Origin of the sequence: Haloarchaeobius iranensis (assembly GCF_900103505.1) — an archaeon.
Classification (GTDB): domain Archaea; phylum Halobacteriota; class Halobacteria; order Halobacteriales; family Natrialbaceae; genus Haloarchaeobius; species Haloarchaeobius iranensis.
The window spans coordinates 108926-128403 of record NZ_FNIA01000002.1 but is presented as its reverse complement, the minus strand read 5'-3'; the positions used below and the strand labels follow the sequence as shown (position 1 = coordinate 128403).

General features: G+C 67.3%; 24 protein-coding genes, 1 tRNA gene and 1 pseudogene. 12 read left to right on the top strand and 14 right to left on the bottom strand.

The annotated features are described in order from the left end of the window. Nucleotides 1–124 precede the first annotated feature (124 nt). The 9 genes from BLT27_RS02110 to BLT27_RS02070 all read left to right on the top strand — a co-directional run bounded on the left by BLT27_RS02110 (nt 125) and on the right by BLT27_RS02070 (nt 6457). On the top strand, nt 125–1033 hold the full coding sequence (locus BLT27_RS02110; protein ID WP_089731378.1) for an ABC transporter ATP-binding protein: 909 nt from the start codon (nt 125–127) through the stop codon (nt 1031–1033). Between the two features lie 28 nt (nt 1034–1061). Beyond that, entirely contained in the window at nt 1062–2492 is a 1431-nt protein-coding gene (sufB, locus tag BLT27_RS02105) for a Fe-S cluster assembly protein SufB (RefSeq protein WP_089731377.1), read from the top strand. 2 nt (nt 2493–2494) lie between these two features. Further along, entirely contained in the window at nt 2495–3733 is a 1239-nt protein-coding gene (gene sufD / locus BLT27_RS02100; protein ID WP_089731376.1) for a Fe-S cluster assembly protein SufD, read from the top strand. Between the two features lie 94 nt (nt 3734–3827). Next, on the top strand, nt 3828–4271 hold the full coding sequence (locus tag BLT27_RS02095; protein WP_089731375.1) for an HIT family protein: 444 nt from the start codon (nt 3828–3830) through the stop codon (nt 4269–4271). A gap of 90 nt (nt 4272–4361) precedes the next feature. After that, a complete protein-coding gene (locus tag BLT27_RS02090) occupies nt 4362–4856 on the top strand; it encodes a rubrerythrin (RefSeq protein ID WP_089731374.1) in 495 nt (164 codons plus the stop codon). A gap of 10 nt (nt 4857–4866) precedes the next feature. Continuing rightward, nucleotides 4867–5301: a metal-dependent transcriptional regulator gene (locus BLT27_RS02085; protein WP_089731373.1), complete on the top strand. Its 435-nt coding sequence runs from the start codon at nt 4867–4869 to the stop codon at nt 5299–5301. A 62-nt stretch (nt 5302–5363) separates the two neighbouring features. Beyond that, a complete protein-coding gene (locus BLT27_RS02080; RefSeq protein ID WP_089731372.1) occupies nt 5364–6083 on the top strand; it encodes an HNH endonuclease in 720 nt (239 codons plus the stop codon). Nucleotides 6084–6128: 45 nt separating this feature from the next. After that, a tRNA-Gln gene (locus BLT27_RS02075) sits at nt 6129–6201 on the top strand. A 76-nt stretch (nt 6202–6277) separates the two neighbouring features. Further along, nucleotides 6278–6457 carry a DUF5786 family protein gene (locus BLT27_RS02070; protein ID WP_089731371.1) on the top strand — a complete coding sequence of 60 codons (180 nt, stop codon included), beginning with the start codon at nt 6278–6280 and terminating at the stop codon, nt 6455–6457. Nucleotides 6458–6485: 28 nt separating this feature from the next. Here BLT27_RS02070 and BLT27_RS02065 read toward each other — a convergent pair. Both BLT27_RS02065 and BLT27_RS02060 read right to left on the bottom strand, forming a co-directional pair. Then, a pseudogene (locus BLT27_RS02065) lies at nt 6486–7466 on the bottom strand (DUF3179 domain-containing (seleno)protein). 73 nt (nt 7467–7539) lie between these two features. After that, complete coding sequence (locus tag BLT27_RS02060) at nt 7540–8292, bottom strand: alanyl-tRNA editing protein (RefSeq protein WP_089731370.1); 753 nt, start codon at nt 8290–8292, stop codon at nt 7540–7542. Between the two features lie 115 nt (nt 8293–8407). On the opposite strand from BLT27_RS02060, the gene BLT27_RS02055 reads away from it, so the two are divergent. Then, entirely contained in the window at nt 8408–9103 is a 696-nt protein-coding gene (locus BLT27_RS02055; protein WP_089731369.1) for an HD domain-containing protein, read from the top strand. Nucleotides 9104–9139: 36 nt separating this feature from the next. On the opposite strand, the gene BLT27_RS02050 is transcribed toward BLT27_RS02055, so the two are convergent. The 4 genes from BLT27_RS02050 to BLT27_RS02035 form a co-directional block, all read right to left on the bottom strand. Beyond that, complete coding sequence (locus tag BLT27_RS02050; protein ID WP_089731368.1) at nt 9140–9829, bottom strand: LysE family translocator; 690 nt, start codon at nt 9827–9829, stop codon at nt 9140–9142. A gap of 85 nt (nt 9830–9914) precedes the next feature. Beyond that, the gene (locus BLT27_RS02045) at nt 9915–10682 is read right to left on the bottom strand and encodes a TMEM165/GDT1 family protein (protein WP_089731367.1); all 768 of its coding nucleotides are present in this window, start codon (nt 10680–10682) and stop codon (nt 9915–9917) included. Further along, nucleotides 10679–11377 carry a metal-dependent transcriptional regulator gene (locus BLT27_RS02040; protein ID WP_089731366.1) on the bottom strand — a complete coding sequence of 233 codons (699 nt, stop codon included), beginning with the start codon at nt 11375–11377 and terminating at the stop codon, nt 10679–10681. The genes BLT27_RS02045 and BLT27_RS02040 overlap by 4 nt, the downstream gene beginning before the upstream one ends. Nucleotides 11378–11462: 85 nt before the next feature. Further along, nucleotides 11463–12662, bottom strand: coding sequence for a threonine synthase (locus tag BLT27_RS02035; RefSeq protein ID WP_089731365.1), 1200 nt, complete (start codon nt 12660–12662; stop codon nt 11463–11465). A gap of 116 nt (nt 12663–12778) precedes the next feature. On the opposite strand from BLT27_RS02035, the gene BLT27_RS02030 reads away from it, so the two are divergent. After that, nucleotides 12779–14047, top strand: a complete 1269-nt coding sequence (locus tag BLT27_RS02030; RefSeq protein ID WP_089731364.1) for an NAD(P)/FAD-dependent oxidoreductase — start codon at nt 12779–12781, stop codon at nt 14045–14047. A gap of 70 nt (nt 14048–14117) precedes the next feature. Further along, nucleotides 14118–14819 carry a cupin domain-containing protein gene (locus BLT27_RS02025; RefSeq protein WP_089731363.1) on the top strand — a complete coding sequence of 234 codons (702 nt, stop codon included), beginning with the start codon at nt 14118–14120 and terminating at the stop codon, nt 14817–14819. Here the strand turns inward: BLT27_RS02025 and BLT27_RS02020 are convergent. The 8 genes from BLT27_RS02020 to BLT27_RS01985 form a co-directional block, all read right to left on the bottom strand. Further along, on the bottom strand, nt 14802–15500 hold the full coding sequence (locus BLT27_RS02020; protein WP_089731362.1) for a metallophosphoesterase: 699 nt from the start codon (nt 15498–15500) through the stop codon (nt 14802–14804). The genes BLT27_RS02025 and BLT27_RS02020 overlap by 18 nt on opposite strands. Next, complete coding sequence (artA, locus tag BLT27_RS02015) at nt 15487–16437, bottom strand: archaeosortase A (protein WP_089731361.1); 951 nt, start codon at nt 16435–16437, stop codon at nt 15487–15489. Before artA ends, BLT27_RS02020 begins: the two co-directional genes overlap by 14 nt. Nucleotides 16438–16534: 97 nt before the next feature. Beyond that, the gene (locus BLT27_RS02010; protein ID WP_245707588.1) at nt 16535–17155 is read right to left on the bottom strand and encodes a J domain-containing protein; all 621 of its coding nucleotides are present in this window, start codon (nt 17153–17155) and stop codon (nt 16535–16537) included. Nucleotides 17156–17219: 64 nt separating this feature from the next. Further along, the gene (locus BLT27_RS02005; protein ID WP_089731360.1) at nt 17220–17981 is read right to left on the bottom strand and encodes a proteasome assembly chaperone family protein; all 762 of its coding nucleotides are present in this window, start codon (nt 17979–17981) and stop codon (nt 17220–17222) included. Nucleotides 17982–17986: 5 nt separating this feature from the next. Then, entirely contained in the window at nt 17987–18169 is a 183-nt protein-coding gene (locus tag BLT27_RS02000; protein ID WP_089731359.1) for an RNA-protein complex protein Nop10, read from the bottom strand. Beyond that, entirely contained in the window at nt 18166–18966 is an 801-nt protein-coding gene (locus tag BLT27_RS01995; RefSeq protein WP_089731358.1) for a translation initiation factor IF-2 subunit alpha, read from the bottom strand. The genes BLT27_RS02000 and BLT27_RS01995 overlap by 4 nt, the downstream gene beginning before the upstream one ends. After that, nucleotides 18963–19136: a 30S ribosomal protein S27e gene (locus tag BLT27_RS01990; protein ID WP_089731357.1), complete on the bottom strand. Its 174-nt coding sequence runs from the start codon at nt 19134–19136 to the stop codon at nt 18963–18965. Before BLT27_RS01990 ends, BLT27_RS01995 begins: the two co-directional genes overlap by 4 nt. 5 nt (nt 19137–19141) lie before the next feature. Continuing rightward, nucleotides 19142–19423 carry a 50S ribosomal protein L44e gene (locus BLT27_RS01985; RefSeq protein WP_089731356.1) on the bottom strand — a complete coding sequence of 94 codons (282 nt, stop codon included), beginning with the start codon at nt 19421–19423 and terminating at the stop codon, nt 19142–19144. Nucleotides 19424–19478 lie beyond the last annotated feature (55 nt).

The following is a 19478-nucleotide window of genomic DNA, read 5'->3' as shown; positions in this document are numbered from 1 at the left end:
ACCGCCGCCACACCCGATTCTAAAATCGTGAACAATTTTTTTCGATATGCGAATCAGAGGCACGGGAATACGCAAGGATTATGGGGCCGACACCCTATCACTAGAACACTAAGAGGTAGCCAGCATGGCAAAACTCGAACTCAACAATCTCCACGCGAGCGTTGCAGAAGACGATGGCGAGAAGATTCTCGACGGCGTCGACCTCGAGGTCGAATCCGGCGAGATCCACGCCCTGATGGGACCGAACGGCTCCGGGAAGTCCACGACGGCGAAGATCGTCGCCGGCCACCCGGCCTACGAAGTGACAGAGGGCGAGGTACTACTCCACCTCGAGCCGGGTGACTTCGGCGAGGACTTCGAGATTCCCGAGGACAAGCGCACCTGGGACCTGCTCGACCTCGAACCCAACGAGCGCGCCGCCCTCGGCATCTTCCTCGGCTTCCAGTACCCGGCCGAGATCGAGGGCGTCACGATGACGAACTTCCTCCGCACCGCTCTCAACGCGAAGCTCGAGGAGCGCGAGGAGCTCTTCGAGGACGACGAAGAGGAGCCGGAAGACGAGGAGGACGGCTACGACACCTCCCCGATGGAGGGTCCCGCGGACGAGGGCGAGGTCGGCGTCGCAGAGTTCCAGAAGCTCCTCCAGGCGAAGATGGAGCAGCTGGACATGGACGAGAAGTTCGCCCAGCGCTACCTCAACGCCGGCTTCTCCGGCGGCGAGAAGAAGCAGAACGAGGTGCTCCAGGCGGCCATCCTCGAGCCGAGCATCGCGGTGCTCGACGAGATAGACTCCGGACTGGACATCGACCGCCTGCAGGACGTTTCCCACGGCATCAACGCGCTCCGCGACGAGCAGGGCACGGGTGTCCTGCAGATCACCCACTACCAGCGCATCCTCGACTACGTCGAACCCGACCACGTCCACGTCATGATCGACGGCCGCATCGCGAAGTCCGGCGGCCCCGAGCTCGCAGAGCAGCTCGAGGACGAGGGCTACGACTGGGTCCGCGACGAGGTCTACGGCACCGCGTAAACCACCCCGACACCACTACACCACAACCATGAGTTCCGATCAAGACCACCTCAAAGAGACCGACACCGAAGCCCGCTTCGAGTTCAAGAAGGAGGAGAGCTCCGCCTTCCAGACCGAGAAGGGCCTGACCGAGGAGACCATCCGTCTCATCTCGGAGGACAAGGACGAGCCGCAGTGGATGCTCGACCGCCGTCTGCGTGCACTGAAGCAGTTCCAGCAGATGCCGATGCCGACCGACTGGCCCGGCCAGCCCGACCTGAGCGAGGTCGACCTGAACGAGATCGTCCCGTACATCCGGCCGGACATCGAGACGCGCGGCGGCGCGGAGAACTGGGAGGACCTCCCGGACGAGATCCAGGACACCTTCGACAAGCTGGGCATCCCGGAGGCCGAGAAGAACGCGCTCTCGGGCGTCGGTGCGCAGTACGAGTCCGAGATCGTCTACCAGAACATGCAGGAGCAGTGGGAGGAGAAGGGCGTCATCTTCTGTGACATGGACAAGGCCGTCCAGGAGCACGAAGAGATCGTCAAGGAGTACTTCATGACGAAGTGCGTCCCCCCGAGCGACAACAAGTTCGCCGCGCTCCACGGCGCCATCTGGTCCGGCGGGTCGTTCGTCTACGTCCCCGAGGACACGACCGTCAACATGCCCGTCCAGGCGTACTTCCGGATGAACTCCGAGGGCATGGGCCAGTTCGAGCACACGCTCATCATCGCCGAGGAGAACTCGGAGGTGCACTACATCGAGGGCTGTTCCGCCCCGAAGTACTCCGCGTTCAACCTGCACTCCGGCGGCGTCGAGGTGTTCGTCGGCGAGAACGCCCACGTCCAGTACTCGACCGTACAGAACTGGTCGAAGAACACGTACAACCTGAACACGAAGCGTGCCATCGTCGAGGAGGAGGGCACGATGGAGTGGGTCTCCGGCAGCATGGGCTCGAAGGCCACCATGCTCTACCCGGCGACCATCCTGAAGGGCCGCGGCGCGACGGACAACCACATCACCATCGCGTTCGCCGGCGAGGGCCAGAACATCGACACCGGCGCGAAGGTGTACCACAACGCGCCGGACACGAAGTCGACCATCGAGTCCAAGTCCGTCTCGAAGGACGGCGGCCGGACGAACTACCGCGGCCTCGTCCACATCGCCGACGGCGCGGAGAACTCCTCCACGTCCGTCGAGTGTGACGCGCTCATGTTCGACAACGAGTCCACCTCGGACACGATGCCGTACATGGAGATACAGGAGTCGAAGGTCGACGTCGCCCACGAGGCGACCGTCGGCAAGATCGGCGACGAGGACGTCTTCTACCTCCAGTCCCGCGGACTGGACGACGACGACGCAAAGCAGATGATCGTCGCTGGCTTCATCGAGCCCATCACGGAGGAGCTGCCCATCGAGTACGCGGTCGAACTCAACCGCCTCATCGAGCTCGAGATGGAGGGGAGCCTCGGATAATCATGAGCACACAGGTACACGCCAACCTCACACGAGACCAGGTGGAGCAGATCTCCGAGCAGCTCGGCGAGCCCGAGTGGCTCCTCGAGACCCGGCTCGAGGCGCTCGAGGCGCTCGACGACCTCGAGATGCCGGACGTCATCCGGACGCCGGGGCGGGACTGGACGAACCTCGACGCCCTCGACTTCGAGGGCTTCGTCGACCCGCTCAACGCCGCCCAGGACAAGGAGCGCGAGAGCGCCGAGGGCATCGAGGTCCTCGAGTGGAGCGACGCCGTCGCCAAGCACGGTGACCTCCTCGAGGAGCAGTTCGGCAGTATCGTCGACCCGGAAGAGAACTACCTCACCGCGCTCTCGACCGCGCTGTTCACCGACGGCACCGTCGTCTACGTGCCCGAGGGCGTCGACGCCGAAGACGTGAAGATCCGGACGACGATGAACAGCCAGTCGCTGTTCAACTACACGCTCGTCGTCACCGAGCAGAACGCCTCCGTCACCATCCTGGAGCGCCAGTCCACCGGGGACCGCGAGGCGGGAAGCGCCTCGGATGCGAGCGTCGACGGCGAGCGCTACTACAGCGGCATCGTCGAGGTTGCGGCCGGCGAGAACTCCCACGTCCAGTACGGGAGCCTCCAGAACCTCGACGACGAGACGTACAACTACACGCTCAAGCGCGGCACCGCCGACACCTACGCCAACGTCAACTGGATCGAGGCCAACATGGGCTCGCGCCTGACCAAGAGCGAGGTCGAGACGACGCTCGACGGCGACGGCTCCGAGAGCCACATCGTCGGCGCGTTCTTCGGCCACGACGACCAGCACTTCGACATCAACAGTCGGGTCTGGCACCGCGCCGAGCACACCACCGCCGACCTCGTCACCCGCGGCGTGCTCGACGACAGCGCCCGCTCCGTGTACGAGGGCGTACAGGACGTCGGCCGCGACGCCTGGAACACCAGCAGCTACCAGCGGGAGAACACGCTGATGCTCTCCGACGACAGCGAGGCCGACGCCTCCCCGAAGCTCATCATCAACAACCACGACACCGAGGCCAGCCACTCCGCCACGGTCGGGCAGGTCGACGAACAGGACCTGTTCTACATGACCAGCCGCGGTGTCGACCCGCGCAGCGCCCGCAACATGCTCGTCGAGGGCTTCTTCGTCCCGGTCCTCGAGGAGGTCGCCGTCGACGAACTCCGCGACGACATCGAGGAGCTCGTCGCCGAACGGCTGCGCGAGTGACGCGCTCGCCGCGTCCGGCCGCCGCGCTCGTTTCTTTGCGGTTCTTTCGCACACTGCCGGCAGCTTGAGGTGGGTCCTTCTCGTCGACCAGCGTATGACCGATACCGACTGCGTGTTCTGCGACATCGTCGCGGGCGAGGCGGACGCGCTCGTCGTCGAGGAACGCGACGGTGGCGAGGAGGGGGCGGGGACGCTCGCCTTCTCGCCGCTGGACCCGGTCGCGCCAGGGCACGTGCTCGTGATTCCGAAACCCCACCACGAATCGCTGTTCGATGTCCCGCCGGACGTCCTCGGGGACGTGATGGCGCACGTGCAGGACCTCGCGACCCGGATGCGTGGCGGTGGGAGCGACGAACGAGGGTTCGACGGCGTGGCCGTCCTCAACGACAGCACCGACTACCAGTCCGTTCCACACCTCCATCTGCACCTCGTCGGACGCCACGACGGCGACCCGGACCTGTTGCCCGACAGCGGTGACTACGGCATCGCGAGGCGCGACGCCTTCGACGCCGTCACAGCCGCCCTCGACGACGACTGAGCGCGCGGCTCGTCGACGCCACCGGTCGGCCCGGGAGCGCGTCGAGTGGAGAGGGAGAGCGTTAAGTGACCGGCTCTCTACCGTTCCCTCATGAGCCTGGGGCAGCGCGTCGCGACCGACCACCAGCTCGCCCGTCTCCTGCAGATCGGGGCGGTGCTGGAGGAAGTCGTCGAATCCCGCGCGTACCATCACCTGGACTCCTTCGAGGACGAGGAGGGCGTCGACGAGGACGTTCGCGACCTCCTCGAACACGCCGCCGAGGAGTCAGCAGAGCACCGCAGCCGACTCGAGGCACTCATCGAGGACCTGGACGCCGAGACGGTCCCCTACGAGGAGATAAACAAGCTGGTCGAGGCCCAGTACGCCCAGACCAAGCCGGAGGACTTCGACGGGCTGCTGTACGACCAGCTCTGCAACGAGGAGACCGCGTACAAGTTCTACGACGACCTCGTCGAGGCCATCGAGGCGAGCGAGAGCGAGTTCAGCATCGACCGCGAACTGGTACTCGACACACTCCGCCAGATCCGCGAGGAGGAGGCGGAGGGCGTCGAGGAGGTCACCGAAGTCATGGAGCGACGAGCGTGAGGACCAACCGATGAACACCGCAGACCAGTATCTCAAGGCGATCTACCTGGTGCAACGGATGGAAGACGGGCCGGCAGCGACGGGCGCGCTGGCGGACATGCTCGACGTCTCGCCGGCCAGTGTCAACGAGATGGTCGGCAAGCTCCAGGACCGGGGGCTCGTCGACCACGAGAAGTACAAGGGTGCGACACTCACCGACGACGGGATCGTCCGCGCCGAGGACGCCCTCCAGACTTACTGCATCATCGAGCGCTTCCTCGCGAACGTCCTGGAGGTCGAGGACTACCGCGGGGAGGCCAGCGCCCTGGAGGCCGTCATCGACGACACTGTCGCCGAGCGACTCGACACCATCATCGACCGACGCGAGGAGTGCCCCGACTGCTTCGACGCCGAGGCCGACCAGTGCTGCTATCTGGAGGTCGCCGCCGGCGAGAGCGCGGACTGAACCTGGTTTTACTTTCACCACGGCTGGCGTGGGTTTAATACGACCAGGAGGCTGCTGGAAGTATGGAGTGCCCGACCTGCGAGAAGGTGTTGTCGACCGAACGGGGGATGCGCCAGCACCACACCAAGGTCCACGGCGTCTCGCTGCCGAATCGGAAGTGTTCGGGCTGTGGAACCGAATTCTACGACCCCAAAGCCCGACTTGAGTACTGCGACGATTGCAACCCGAATGCCGGCGAGCACAACGGGAACTGGCAGGACGCGACGGAGAGGGCGGCGTGTGCTCGGTGTGGAGATGCGTTCGAGTACTACCCGTCGGACAAGGACGGGGTGTACTGTCCGACCTGTGTAGACGAGAGTGACGAGTTTCTCGGCGACGCCTCCTGGGAAGTGTGGGACGTACAGCGTGTCGACCGGAACTGTGACGAATGCGGCGTCGAGATGACGGTGCTCAAGTCGGACCGCGAGCGTAGCGTCGGTCGGTTCTGTTCACGGGATTGTCTCTCAGCCTGGATGTCAACGGACGAGGAGTGGGACCCGAGCGACTACAGCGGTTCTTGGTATCCGGTGAAACGAGCGGCCTTGGAACGTGACGACCACGAATGTCAGTCATGTGGACGTACGAGGACCGATATGGGGCGGGAGCCGGATGTTCACCACATCGTCCCAGTTCGAGAGTTCGATGACCCGCAGGACGCTCACACGATAGAAAACGTAATCTGCCTCTGTCGGAGCTGTCATCGATTAGCCGAGATCGGACGGATACCGACACCGGTCCCGTAGGAATAACAACGCATAAATCGGTCCATGCGCAACCCTCGACTGCTTAGCCCTGTGGTGTAGTGGCCAATCATATGGGCCTTTGGAGCCCATGACAACGGTTCGAATCCGTTCAGGGCTACTATAGAATTTTTTACATTTTCCGGCAATCCGAGAACGGACCTTTTTCATAGCTGCCGCCCCTCGTTTCGAATCCAATGGGCTTTGGGAGCTACGACGAATCCGAACAACAGGACCAGGACAGCGACATCGACGAGGACGACGCGGTCACCGTCCACGAGCACGACCACGAGGGTGAGGTCTCGTTCGACCAGGGGGACATGTCGAACGAGGACCTCGTCGGGCAGCTCAAGCAGATGAAAGACGACGACGAGTAACGGCTCGTCGAACGCTCGCGGTCGCGGACTACTCGTTCTCGTGGAAGGCGTCGGCACCGTGGTCGTCCTGCCAGGCGAACGCGAACAGCCGACGGCTCGGCAGTCGCTCCAGGGACCGGCCGTCGTCGCTCTCGCCGGTCGCGCCGTCCCAGCGGGCACCGTCGGCGACGAACGTCCCGGGTTCGACGGTGCGTTCGAACGCGAGTCCCGGGTTCTCGAAGGCGTGGATGCCGTCCTCGGTGGCGAAGACGACCACGTCGCGGTGGCCGACGGTCGTCTGCGCGACGCTCCCGTTCGCCTCGACGCGCGAGAGCGGGAACCCGAGGGCGTCGTCGCCGACGGTGAGGCCGAGGACGACGGCCTTCGGGTCGAGGTCTCTGCGGTCCCAGTCGCGTTCGTCGCCGGTGCCACGGTGGGCGGCGAGGCCGAAGCCGTCCATCTCGAAGTAGTGCTCGTACGGGGCCACGTCGTAGTCGATGGGTTCGGGCTCGTCGCCTTCGCCGGCGGCCTCGCTCTCGCCGCCCGGCGGGACGAGCACCTCGCCGCCGGGATTCGCGTCGCGGAAGCGGTCGACGGTCGTCATCGCGGCCGGGACGACGGTGAGTTCGACGCCGGAGAGCGGGCCGTCGATGGCGACGCCGCGGCTCTGCTTCTACTCGCTCTCCGTCTCGCGGTCGTACATCACCAGGTCGTCGTCTGCCAGCTTGCCGGACACGCCGAAGGTGAGGGTCCGGGGGTCCGCGCCGTCGTCCGTGGCCACGGTGCGCTCGTAGACGACGGCGCTCCCGCAGAGGGGACACCACGTGACGGCGACTGGACTGCCGTCAGAGGCCTCTGCGTTGACGATCTCGTGGTAGTGCAGGTACCGGACGGGGTAGGCACGGGCTTGCTCGCCGTCGACGACGACGACCTCGTCGTCGCCGTCGCCATCGTACTCGGCGACGGGGTCGTAGGTCGGGTCGTCGACGCTCGGAATCGCGTCGCGCGGGAGGACGTTCCTGACGTTCACGTCCGCAGGTGCGTCCGACTGCGATATAAGGAATCGGGTGTGTAGCGGGGTCGATGCAGTCCAGCTCCCCGGCCTACGCAAGCTCGAACCGGACGCGCTCGCCGTCCGAGCCGCGGGTCTCCCGGCCGGTGACGGTGACGGTCCCGATGTCGCCCGTGGACTCGACGTGCGTGCCGGCGCAGGCGGTGCGGTCGTAGGGGTCGGCGGCGGCGTCGGCACGGTCGCACGCTCCCGCCGGCCCCACCCCACCGATCTCGACGATTCGAAGTTCGGTGATGGAGTCGGGCAGCAGGTCGATGCGGGTGCGGTCCGTGTCGAGCTCGGCCTCCGCCGTCTCGCGGTCCATCTCGTACCAGCGGACGGGCAGCTCGTCGTCGACGAGTTCGTTCAGCCCGTCCTCGATGGTGGCGAGGTCCCCGTCGTCGAATCGGTCGTAGTCGCAGTCGAGGCGGGCGCGGTCCGCGTACACCTGGTTGCCGGTCGTCTGGGCGGCGAACTCGTCGAGCAACAGCCCCGAGAGGAGATGCTGGGCGGTGTGGTAGCGCATGTGGGCGTGGCGGCGGTCCCAGTCGAGCTCGCCGACGACGGCGGTGCCCGGCTCCGGCGGGTCGTCGTCGAGCATGTGGTAGATGGTGTCCTTCTTCGCGACATCGGTGACGGCCCACTCGGTGCCGTCGGCGGTCAGCGTCCCGGCGTCGGCGGGCTGGCCGCCGCCGGCCGGGTAGAAGCAGGTACGGTCCAACACGACCCGGTCACCGGCGACGCGCTCGACGGTCGCCTCGAAGCGACGGGTGGACGAATCTGTCAGGTAGAGCACTTCTGTCACGTCCGGAGCGAGGCTCTGCGTACACTTAATCCGCACTGTCGTAACGCCTAAGAGTTGTAGAGCCGTTTGTACCGATAACAATGACTACGGACCGTCTAATCTGGTGGGATTCTCTATGGGTGTCGAGATAAAGGAATCACGGGTCACCGACGAGGAGTTCGAGGAGATGCAATCGTTCGTGCACGACTACCTCCTCGCCAGCGTGGAGAACGAGGAGGAGGGCGGCCGGATGCGGTGGTACCCCTGGCACTCCGCCGAGTACCGGTTCAACCACATCCTCAACGTCGTCGCCCTCGCGACGAAGATCGCGAAGCAGGAGGGCGCCGACGTGGACGTGACCCGCGTCGCCGCGCTGTTCCACGACATCGCGAAGCTCGACGCCGACCAGGACGTCCACGCCGAGGAGGGCGCTCGCGTCGCCCGACAGTACCTCGAGACCCGCGGTGAGTTCCCCGCGTCGTTCGTCGACGAGGTGTGTCGTGCCGTCGAGAACCACTCGTACCAGGGCGAGCTCGGCGACCTCTCGCTGGAGACGCAGTGTCTCATCGAGGGCGACGTGCTCGACAAGGTCGGCGCGAACGGCACGGCGCTGATGCTGCTCCGGATGGGCTACGAGGCCCGGACGCACATGGACGCCGCCGAGATGGTCGACCGGGTGCTAGAGCGCGGTCACGACGCCGCGGAGCGCATCGAGAGCGACACCGCCGAGGGCATCGCACACCAGCGGCTCAAGCGCGTGAAGTGGTTCCGCGAGTGGCTGGAACTGGAGGTCGCCGAGATGGACCTCGGCGACGTCGATTCCCCTCTCTGAGGCGGTCGAACCGCTGTTTCTGTGCCGGAGCGACGGCTACACCGGCGCGAACGTCCGTACCGCGTCGACGAGGAAGAAGCCGCCGAACAGCGCGAGCACCACCGCACTCGCGCCCGCGACGACCGGGGCGAACCTGTCGACGCGTTTGCCGACGGCGACGAGCGTGGCCGGGAAGCCCGTAACCCAGACGAGGATACCGCCGAAGAAGCCGACGACGAGCGCCGGCGACCCTGCCTGCACGACGACGGTGCCGGCGAGCGACTCGCTCACGTAGGGGACGTGGGTGAACACGTCGATGGTGCGGTCGTCGAGCATGTGGACGCCGACGGTGAGCCAGAAGACGATCTGGTACGGGTTCGTGAGCGCGAGCACGAACGCCTTGGTGAACCCCTTCCGGTCGTCCTCGGGGTCGACCTCGACGAAGTCAGTCGCGGTCATCGCGTCGCGGGCGGCCCCGTAGGCGAAGTAGAGCATGAGGACGCCGCCGGCGGCGACCATGACGCCCTTGACCGCTGGGACGGTCTCGACGAACGCGACGACGCCGAGCCACGCGAGCACGAAGAAGCAGGCGTCGGCGGTAAAGGCACCGAGGCCCGCTCGCACGCCGGAGAGCCAGCCGCCGAGCACGCTCTCCTCGGCGATGATCGCGTTCATCGGCCCCGGTGGGGAAGCGAGTGCGAAGCCGAAGAGGAGGCCGGCGAAGAGCGAGGCGACAGTCGATGCCATCGGCGGCCGTACGCGAGTGGGATACAAAAGGCGACCGGAGGCGGCGAAGGACGTTGTGAAAGTCAGCCGGCGAAGTGGCGGCCGACTACGGGAGCGTCGCCACGCTGTCGACGGCGAGCGGGAGGACGTTGGCCAGCCAGTCCGTGACGGCGAAGACGGCGTCCGTGGCCGCCCCGACGAACGTCTCCCAGAACGAGAACCCTGTCAGGAGTGCGAGGAACGTGTCCAGTCCGAAGAAGCCGAAGAGCGCGGCGGAGGCGATGTGGGCCGTCCGGAGGTTCACCCGGCCCGCGAACCGGTGGAAGAAGTAGGCGTTCGCGAGGCTCACCGGGACGATGGCGAGCATCTCGCCCGTCCAGATGGCCGGCGTCGCGCCGTACTGGGCCGCGAGCCCGATGGTGACCATCTGGGTCTTGTCGCCGAACTCGCCCGCGGCCATCATCCCGAAGATGGGGAACCACGCGGCGAGGCTGGCGGGGAGTTCGCGGCCGAACACCGTTCGTGTCTCGGTGGCACCCTCGACGGACGCGAGAAACCCACCGTCGGTCTCGACGCTGTCGAAGCTGCGGTCGCCGTCCGTCGGCATCGAGCGCAGGAGCAGCCCGGCGAAGACGAGGAAGAGGGTGCCGGTGAAGATGTCGAGGTAGACGCCCGGGAGCACCCGGAGGAGGAACTCACCGAGGAGGATCTCCAGTGCGGTCCAGCCGGCGAACGCGGTCGCTGCGGCGGAGACGACGACGAGGGGATGGTAGCGCGTCGACAGCCCGGCGATGATGAACTGGACCTTCTCGCCGGGCAGCACCGCCAGCTGGGCGACGAACGCGACGACGACGACCTCCGCGAAGCCGGTCACGCCTCGGGCACCTCCTCGGCGGAGACGGCGTCGGTCTCGACCCGCTTGACGCGGATGGAGTCGGCGATCTCCTCCGGGAGGCTCTGTCGGCCGCCGTCGCTGACGGCGACGGTGACCATCCCGAAGGGGGCCACGTCGACGATGCGGACGACAGTGCCGGGCGTGATGTTCGCGTCCTTCAGGTACCGGAGCTCCTCCTCCTCGCGGTCGCTGACGCGGGATATCTCGACCGTCGTGCCGGGCTCGTGCTCCGACAGCCGGGTGTGTTCGGCGTCGTCCGGCGGCGAGAGGTCGGCGTTCGGGATCGGGTCGCCGTGGGGGTCGACGGTGGGGTCGTCCAGCGCCTCGGCGACGCGGCGCTCGAACTCCTCGGAGATGTGGTGTTCGAGCACGTCGGCCTCCTCGTGGACCTCGGACCAGTCGTAGTCGAGGTGCTCGGTGAGGTAGGCCTCGAGGAGCCGGTGGTGCCGGAGCACCTCGAGTGCGACGGTGACTCCCTCGTCGGTCAGCTCGACGCCCTTGTACTTCTCGCGCTCGACGAGCCCCCGGTCGTCGAGCTTCTCGACCATGCTCGTCACCGTCGGTGGGGTGACGTCCAGGTAGTCCGCGATCTGGGAGGTCGAGATGGGCGGCTCCGCGCGCTCCTGAAGGATGTAGATGCCCTTCAGATAGTCCTCCATCACGTCGGAAAGCATCCTTGCCCCGGATTAGACGTGTCTAAAGTAAAAGTTACACGGTCGACAGTCGCGCATCGTGTCGGGAACGGCCGCGAGGCCGCGGTCAGATACCCTGGCCCATCAGGTGGCTGCGGAGGATGTCGTCGTCCTTGTTGCCCGTGCCGGTGTTGACGAGCACGACGGTGTCGTCCTCGTCGAACTCGCCCTCGTCGGCGAGCTTCCACGCGCCCGAGGCGGCCGCAGCGCAGGTCGCGCCCATCTCCAGGCCCTCGTGCTGGGCGACCGTGATCGCGGCGTCGAGGATGTCCGGGTCGTCCGTCGCGACCGCGCCGCCGTCGGACTCGCGGAGCACGTCGAGTATCCAGGGGCTCGCACCGGGGTCCGGGATCTCGATGCCGCCGCAGATAGTGTCGGGATGCTCCCACGCCTCGTGGACGTCCTTCCCCTCCTCGAAGGCGGCGACGATGGGCGCACAGCCGGTCGCCTGGGCCGCGTAGAACCCGGGCACGTCGTCGGTCAGCCCGAGCGATGCGAACTCCTCGGCGGCCTTGTGCATCCCGACGAGGCCGACGCCGCCGCCGGTCGGGTAGACGACCGCGTCGGGCGTCTCCCAGTCCAGCTGCTCGGCGATCTCGTAGTACATCGTCTTCTTGCCCTCGTGGCGGTACGGCGTCTCGAACGTCTTCACCGAGTACCAGTGGTCGTTCTCCGGGTCGTCCATGGCGTCGGCGAACGCCTCGCCCGCGTCGGTGATGCGGCCCCCGACGACGCTCATGTCGCCGCCGTGGACGTTCACCATCGCCTTGTTCGTGAAGCCGGAGCGCGCCGGCAGGAACACGTGGGCATCCATGCCGGCACGCGCGGCGTACGCCGAGGCGGCCTGGCCGGCGTTGCCCGCCGAGGCGAGCGCCACGTCCGTCGCGCCGTGCTGGGCTGCCGCGGTCACCGCGACGGTCTGCCCGCGGTCCTTGAACGTCCCCGTCGGGTTGCGCCCCTCGTCCTTGATGTACACCTCGCCGACGCCCAGCTCGTCGGCCAGGGTCGGGCACTCGACCAGCGCCGTCGCGCCCTCGCCCATCGACACCGCCGACTCGCGGGTGAACGGCAGCAGTTCGGCGTAGCGCCACATCGACTCGAACGGACGGTCGGCGAGCGCCTCTCTCGACAGCGACACGTCGTCGTACTCGTACGCGGGGTCGAGGATACCCCCGCAGTCGGGACAGCCGTGTGTCGCCTCGGCGGCGTCGAAGCGCTCGCCGCAGTCGACGCAGTCCAGTCCGACGAAGGCCTCGGTCGTCTCCATGTTCGGGGGTTGGGCCGGGGTGTCCTAAGCCCTGTCCATGTCGCCGGCGCCGGGGGAGAGCCGGTCGTCGACACCGCGACCACCGCGGTTTTCAGCCCGGTGGCCGAAGGGAGGGTATGGACGCAGACGTCATCGTCGTCGGTGGGGGGCTGGCCGGGCTGGTCGCCGCCCGCCGAATCGCCGACGAGGGGGCGGACGTGCGGCTGTTCGAGCGCGAGGACATGGTCGGTGGGCGCGTCCGGTCGACCCACGAGGACGGGTTCACCTTCGACCGTGGGTTCCAGGTCATGTTCACCGGGTATCCCGCGGTCGAGACGGAGCTCGACCTCGACGCGCTGGACCTCCGGACGTTCGCGCCGGGCGCGTGCATCTGCCGGCCGGGGCATCGCTCCATCCTCTCGGACCCGTTCCGCGACCCCTCGGCGCTGACGGAGTCGGTGCTCAACCGGGACGTCACCGTCGCCGACAAGCTGCGGACGCTGAAGCTCAAGCGAGAGCTCTCGGGCCGTTCGACGGAGACCATCTTCCAGGGACCGGACTCCGACATCGAGTCCTACCTCGGGTCGCGTGGCTTCTCGCGGAAGTACATCGACAACTTCGCCGCGCCGTTCTACGGCGGTATCACGCTCGACCGGTCGCTCTCGACCTCCAAGCGCGTGTTCGAGTACACGTTCAAGATGCTCTCGGAGGGCAAGACGGCGGTGCCGGCCGGCGGCATGGGCGCTATCACCGCACAGCTCCGCGAGCGGGCCGAGGCGGCCGGCGTGGACGTGCGGACGGGTGCGACCGTCACCGAGGTCGACGCCGACGAGGGTGACGTGACGGTCGCCGTCGACGGGTCGTCCGTCGAGGCCGACGCCGTCGTCGTCGCCACGGACCCCAAGGCGGCACGGGAGCTGACGGCGGTCTCGGCGATTCCGACCGACGCCCACGCCTGCGTCACGCAGTGGTTCTCGCTCTCGGGGCGCGACGAACTCGACGCCGGCACGCGCCTCATGCTCAACGCCACCGAGACGGGGCCGAACCAGATCGCAGACCACACCGCCGCCGCGCCCGAGTACGCCCCCGAGGGGGTCAGGCTCCTCAGCGCGACGTTCCTCGGCGAGCGCGAGGAGAGCGACGACGAGCTCGCCGCGCTGGCGAGGGAGACCCTCGAATCGTGGTACCCCGAGCGGCGGTTCGGCGACTTCTCCCTCGAGCACACCGACCGCATCCAGTTCGCGCAGTTCCAGCAGCCGGCCGGCTTCTCGGACTCGCTGCCGGACACGCGGGACCCGATGGGACCGGTGTACCTCGCGGCTGACTACACGCGCTGGTCCTCGATACAGGGCGCGATGGCCAGCGGGCGGGACGCCGCGACGGCGGTTCGCCAGGACCTCGGGTAGCCCGACCGCCGATTCCCGCGAGCTGACACCCACCGGAGGTTTATCCCGGGCAGCGTGTGTCGATACCGACATGTCCTCGCAGACCGGCAGACGACTCGACGACATCGGCGACCCGATTCAAGGCACCGGATTCGAGTACGACACCGACGGCCCGCTCGCCGACCGCCTCCACGACCGGGTCACACCGCTGTTCTCCAACCCTGTCGCCGGCGAGTGGACGACGGGACTCGTGTCGCCGGCCGAGACCGACGGTGCGTCCGTCACCGGGCTCGGCGTGTTCGCGCCCGGCAACGATGGGCCCCCCGAGCACTACCACGTCGGCTACGAGGAGTCGTTCACGGTCCTCCGCGGCGAGCTCGTCGTCGACGTCGACGGCGAGACGCACCACCTCTCGCCCGGCGACGAGATCACCGTCCCGCCGGAGACGCCCCACGGCTTCGCGGTCGGCGGCGACGACCTGGCCGCGACGCTGACGACGACCCGTCCGGCGGCCCGGACGATCGACGTGGTGCGCACGCTCTACGGACTCGCTCACGAGGGTGCGCTCGACGACGACGGCCAGCCCGGACTGCTGCAGGCGATGGCGCTCGCGGCGGCGATGTCCGACGATACGGTGTTCACGTCGCCGCCGCCTGCAGTCGCGCAGCCGCTCGCCCGGCTCGTCGGTCCCGTCGCGAACGCGCTCGGCTACGAGGCGACGTACGAGCGGTTCGAAGCCGAAGCGTTCTGGACCGAGCGCGTCGAGCAGCCGTCGCTACAGGACCCGTCGTAGCTCCCCGAGTGGCGGGAACCGGAGCGTCTCGCCCGCGTCCGGGTCGCGGACGACCGGGTGGAACGTTCCCGCCCGGCCGACGAGTGGCGAGTCGAAGTCCTTCGCGCGCATCTCGTTGACGACGACACCGGCGGCGAGCGTGGTGAAGGGCGGAAGCATCAGCACCGGGTGGCCGTCGTACGCCCCGGGTCCGTACAGCAGACAGGGGTGGCGTCTCCCTTCGACCGCCAGGACCGGGTGGTCGTGACCGACGATGTAGCGCTCGCCACCCGCTGGTGGCTCCTCGTGGCCGTGACAGACCACGGTCCCCGAGTCGAGTCGGTAGGCGTCGTGGACGGGTGCGCTCGCGACACGGTCGAGCTGGCGGTCGTGGTTGCCGCGGACGAGAATCGGCTCCGCGTCGGCGTCACGGACGGACGTGACGAGGGCGTCGAGCGACTCGCGCACCGGCACCGGGACCGCGTCGAACCGATGGAGCACGTCCCCCGCGAACACGACCGTCTCGGGGTCGAACCGGTCGAGGAGGGTACCGAGGCGGTCGAGCGTGTCCCGTCGCTCGTTCAGTGGAAACTCGACGTTCGAGGCGTGAGCACGACCGAGGTGGACATCGGCGACGACGAGTGCGTCGTCGGCAGGGAGGTAGACACCCCTGTCTCCGACGACGAACTCACTCGCGGACATCGCCGCCGTCGGTCCGCACGTCGGCCGAGACCCCCAGTGCGTCCTCGAGGTCGTACTCGGTGCCGGTCGCGACGAACAGCACCTCCTCGAGGACGGCGAGCAGCTCGGGGACGACCTTCACGACCAGCCAGGTGATGCCCACGAGCGCGACGACGGACGCAAGCTGGGAGACGACGCTGTGGGCGAACCAGAACGAGGCCTCGATGGGCTCGACACCGGCGTAGCCGGCGACGGTGACCACCGGCTCCATCGCGAACCAGCCCGAACCCGCGGCGACCGCGACGAACACGTTCCGAACGATGTTCAGCACCCAGATGACGGGGATGGCGATGGCGAGTGACTTGAGCTTCCGGCGGAGCGGTGCCTCGACGGCGACGATGAGCCCCGCGAAGATGGCCATCGAGCCGATGCCGGTGCAGGCGTAGACGATGTACGTGCTGAACGCGTCCGGCCCGAAGTAGAAGTAGTTCATGTAGCCGTGGATGGGGCCCTCCCGGAACACCGGGTCGTAGCCGAGCAGGTTGATGCCCCAGAGCGTCTGGCGGGCTACCTGCTCGATGAGGAGCTTGCGGATCGCGGGAACGGCCTGCGTCGGGAAGTAGACGAGGCCCATCACGCCGACCGCGCGCGAGAGCACGTGCAGCCGCTCGCGGCCCCCGAGGATGAGGTAGCCGGTGTAGATGCTGGCGGGGACGGCAAAGAGTGCGAGCCCGCCCTCGACGAAGCTCTTGACCTCGAACGCGAAGTGCGGGAAGACCGCCAGCCAGAACAGGCCGAACAGCCCCCACGTCACCGCGAGGACGTACCGGGCGGTGTCCCTGTCGTAGACGTCGACCAGCGAGCCGACGAGGAACGCCGCGATCATGACCCACGCGAACAGGTCGGTCGCGGTCATCCCGAGTACCGTCGGTCCGACGACGGCAGGGAGGAAGTTCATATCGACCGCAAGGTGGTTCTCGGTTAAAGTCCTAACGCCATCCTACGATGGGCTTACCGCCGGGTAACCGACCGCAGACGGCTGGCGGTCCCGGAACTCAGTCGGCGTGCTCCTTCGCCGTCGTGTACGCGTCGCGGACCTCCCGGAACGCCTCCTCGTCGCCGCCGTGGTCCGGGTGGACCTCCATCACCCGCTCGCGGTAGGCGTCGCGGACCTCGTCGGTCGAGGCGGCGGGCGAGAGGTCGAGCGCCCGGAACGCACGTTCGACAGCGTCGGGCTCGCTCGCCGGCTCCCACTCCAGCTCCGGCACCTCGAACGGGAGCCGCCGCCCGAGGTGGTGACCCGGCATCTCGTGCTCGCACAGCACCGCGTCGATGCCCGCACCCTGGATGTCGAAGAACGCCTGCGCGTCGAACGTCACCGCGACGTCGCGTTCGGGCAGGTAGAACGCCACGGAATGACCGCCCACGGGATGGTTCTCGGCGTACCGCTCGCCGATATCGTCGAGGTAGTGACGGATCTCCTCGTGACGACGGACCTGCCCCTGACCGTCCTCGTCGCTCCGACGACCCGGCGGGCTCGGGAACAGCTGCTCCCCGACGACGAACATCGCCGCCGAGAACGCGGCGAAGACGACGCCGAGCGATAGCCCCGCCAGCACCCACGACGGGAGTGCCGTGCCCAACGCGAGCCAGAGGGCGAGGGGTTGCAGTGCCACGACGGCGACTAGGGGTTGGGCGGTAAAGAAAACAGCGGACCGAAGACGTTCGGTCCGACGCTACTCAGCCGATGTAGCGCAGGTCGTCGTCGCTCGGTACGTTCGCCTGCTGCTGTTGCTCCATCTCCTGTATCTTCCCGATGACCTCCTCCATCTCGTCCGCGCGCTCCTCGAGCGAGGCGTAGTCCACGTCCATCCCGAGCATCCCCTCGAGCACCTCGAGGACCGCGCGGGCGCTCTTGGGGTCGACGAGGTAGCCCGAGGTCTCGCCCATCAGGCAGGCCGCCTCGACGTCGCGGCGAGCGCCCAGGCCGAGCAGCAGGCCGGAGACACCGACGATGCCGCCCGCCGGCTCGTCCTCGCGGAACTCGACGCCCTCGTCCTCGAGCGCCTCGACGATGGACGACTGGGTCGCCGCCCCCAGTACCGCGTACTCCTCGATGAGCTCGCCGGTCGGAACGCCGCCGAGCGCGTACAGCTCCTCGCAGCCGAACTCGTCGGCCACGTCGAGCACCGCGCTCGCGAGGCGGTAGTGCCCCTCGTTCGTCTGCGCCTGATGGTCGCCGGTCAGCACCAGGAGGTCGCGCCCCTCGGTCTCGACGGCGTGGAACTCCAGATGGGTGAGCTCGGCGACACCGTCGTCGCCCACGTCGACCTGCGGCGGCAGGTCGTGTGAGTAGAGCCGCCGGACGAGCGTTCCGTCGTACTGGTCGAGGATGTGCTCAGCCGTCAGCTTGCCGACGTGGCCGACGCCAGGCAGGCCTTCGATGAACGCCGGGTCGGAGAGTTCGGCCGAATCGACGGTCTCGATGTCGAGTGGCTCCATACCCGCTACTCGCGGTCGGCGCGCTTAAGAGCGCGTCGGTAGCCGCCGTAGCTGTCCTCGGGGTCGACCGGAGCCGGCGCGCTGTTTATCGCGTCGGCGCCACAGTCGGGACAGCTGTCAGAAAGGGTGTACACCGGGCGTTCGTGGCGGCCGCGCCACGCCGAGCACACCCGGATGTCCGACTTCATTCGTCGTCCGAACGACGCTCGCGGTGGTACTCGCCGGTCCCACCGTGCTCCTCGATGGCGACTTCGGCCCGCCCTGCGGCCGCCTCGAGCTCGGACTCCGCGGTCTTGTAGTTCGGTGCCTTCACGCGGATGCGGTACTCCGGCGACCCGACGTAGGTCACGTCGAGTTCGACCTCGTCGGGCACCTCGCCGTTGCCCTCTGCCGCCTGCAGTGCCTCCTGCACGTCGTCGACGCCGCTCGGGTTCGGGCTGCGCAGGTCGACGTAGCCGGTGACCGTGACGTACGGCACCGAGACGTTGTCGCGCGCGGTGTCCACCAGCTGTTCGACCTCCTCGCCGGAGAGGTCGCCGTCCGAGAGCGCCTCGGGGCCGTGGATTGCCGCCTGTTCGAAGCCCTCGTAGAGGCTACCGAACTCGGCGAGCAGCTCGTTGGCGACGGAGGCGTACTGCTCGTCGCTGACGTCCTCGCCGAACGCGAGCAGCATCCAGTTGTCGGCCTTCTGCTCGTTCTTCCACTCCTGAATCTTGTCCGACCGCTGATGGTCGTTGACGTCCTTGATGGAGAGGTCGATCTGCTGGGAGTCTTCGTCGACGTCGAGTACCTTACAGACGACGGTCTGGCCCTCTCCGACGTGGTCGCGGACGTTCTTGATCCATCCGCTGGCGACCTCGCTGATGTGGACGAGGCCGCGCTTGTCCTCGTACTCCTTGAGGTCGACGAAGACGCCGAAGTCCTCGATCTCGTCGACGTCGCCGACGACGAGTTCGCCCTTTTCGGGCCAGCCGCTGTACTTCATCGTGCGTCGACCGTCTCCACGATGTCGTGGGGAATCTCCGCCTGACCGCCAGTGGGGGTGGCGAGCGTGGTGCCACACACCGCGCAGTTGACGGTGGTCGAAGCGTTCCCGAACACGATCTGTTCGTTCTCGCAGTCGTTACACTTGACTCGGATGAAATCTCCTGCCATGGGTCTCACTCCTGAAGCTCCAGTCGGCCGGCACGCCATCCCGGACGGAGGTGCGCCTTGCCGCACTCACCGCAGCGGTACTTGAGGTCGGTCTTCTTCGTGGGCTTGTCCCCACCGGGGACCTTCGAGAAACGACCGGCGTTCCCGATGACCTTCTTCCCCTCGCGCTGCTTGCGCTGGTCTTTCTTCATGCCCGAGCTCCGGCCCGTGCGGACCTTCTCCACTTCGTGCTCGTGGTGCTCGTTGCAGTGTGGACAGTACGTGTTGAAACGTCGTGGCATCTGCATAGATATCGGCCTCTTGGACCCACCTTGTCTCCGGCACTTTAAAACCCGTTTGGTT

What these genes read in the sequence shown, in the direction of transcription:
- artA (WP_089731361.1), bottom strand. Translation starts at nt 16,437, where the DNA reads ATGAACTTCCTCCCTGCCGTCGTCGGACCGACGGTACTCGGGATGACC.
- BLT27_RS02090 (WP_089731374.1), top strand. Translation starts at nt 4,362, where the DNA reads ATGAGCCTGGGGCAGCGCGTCGCGACCGACCACCAGCTCGCCCGTCTC.
- sufD (WP_089731376.1), top strand. Translation starts at nt 2,495, where the DNA reads ATGAGCACACAGGTACACGCCAACCTCACACGAGACCAGGTGGAGCAG.
- BLT27_RS01995 (WP_089731358.1), bottom strand. Translation starts at nt 18,966, where the DNA reads ATGAAGTACAGCGGCTGGCCCGAAAAGGGCGAACTCGTCGTCGGCGAC.
- BLT27_RS02080 (WP_089731372.1), top strand. Translation starts at nt 5,364, where the DNA reads ATGGAGTGCCCGACCTGCGAGAAGGTGTTGTCGACCGAACGGGGGATG.
- BLT27_RS02050 (WP_089731368.1), bottom strand. Translation starts at nt 9,829, where the DNA reads ATGGCATCGACTGTCGCCTCGCTCTTCGCCGGCCTCCTCTTCGGCTTC.
- BLT27_RS02025 (WP_089731363.1), top strand. Translation starts at nt 14,118, where the DNA reads ATGTCCTCGCAGACCGGCAGACGACTCGACGACATCGGCGACCCGATT.
- BLT27_RS02055 (WP_089731369.1), top strand. Translation starts at nt 8,408, where the DNA reads ATGGGTGTCGAGATAAAGGAATCACGGGTCACCGACGAGGAGTTCGAG.
- BLT27_RS02030 (WP_089731364.1), top strand. Translation starts at nt 12,779, where the DNA reads ATGGACGCAGACGTCATCGTCGTCGGTGGGGGGCTGGCCGGGCTGGTC.
- BLT27_RS02035 (WP_089731365.1), bottom strand. Translation starts at nt 12,662, where the DNA reads ATGGAGACGACCGAGGCCTTCGTCGGACTGGACTGCGTCGACTGCGGC.
- BLT27_RS02005 (WP_089731360.1), bottom strand. Translation starts at nt 17,981, where the DNA reads ATGGAGCCACTCGACATCGAGACCGTCGATTCGGCCGAACTCTCCGAC.
- BLT27_RS02070 (WP_089731371.1), top strand. Translation starts at nt 6,278, where the DNA reads ATGGGCTTTGGGAGCTACGACGAATCCGAACAACAGGACCAGGACAGC.
- BLT27_RS01990 (WP_089731357.1), bottom strand. Translation starts at nt 19,136, where the DNA reads ATGGCAGGAGATTTCATCCGAGTCAAGTGTAACGACTGCGAGAACGAA.
- sufB (WP_089731377.1), top strand. Translation starts at nt 1,062, where the DNA reads ATGAGTTCCGATCAAGACCACCTCAAAGAGACCGACACCGAAGCCCGC.
- BLT27_RS02085 (WP_089731373.1), top strand. Translation starts at nt 4,867, where the DNA reads ATGAACACCGCAGACCAGTATCTCAAGGCGATCTACCTGGTGCAACGG.
- BLT27_RS01985 (WP_089731356.1), bottom strand. Translation starts at nt 19,423, where the DNA reads ATGCAGATGCCACGACGTTTCAACACGTACTGTCCACACTGCAACGAG.
- BLT27_RS02110 (WP_089731378.1), top strand. Translation starts at nt 125, where the DNA reads ATGGCAAAACTCGAACTCAACAATCTCCACGCGAGCGTTGCAGAAGAC.
- BLT27_RS02000 (WP_089731359.1), bottom strand. Translation starts at nt 18,169, where the DNA reads ATGAAGTCGGACATCCGGGTGTGCTCGGCGTGGCGCGGCCGCCACGAA.
- BLT27_RS02095 (WP_089731375.1), top strand. Translation starts at nt 3,828, where the DNA reads ATGACCGATACCGACTGCGTGTTCTGCGACATCGTCGCGGGCGAGGCG.
- BLT27_RS02020 (WP_089731362.1), bottom strand. Translation starts at nt 15,500, where the DNA reads ATGTCCGCGAGTGAGTTCGTCGTCGGAGACAGGGGTGTCTACCTCCCT.
- BLT27_RS02040 (WP_089731366.1), bottom strand. Translation starts at nt 11,377, where the DNA reads ATGCTTTCCGACGTGATGGAGGACTATCTGAAGGGCATCTACATCCTT.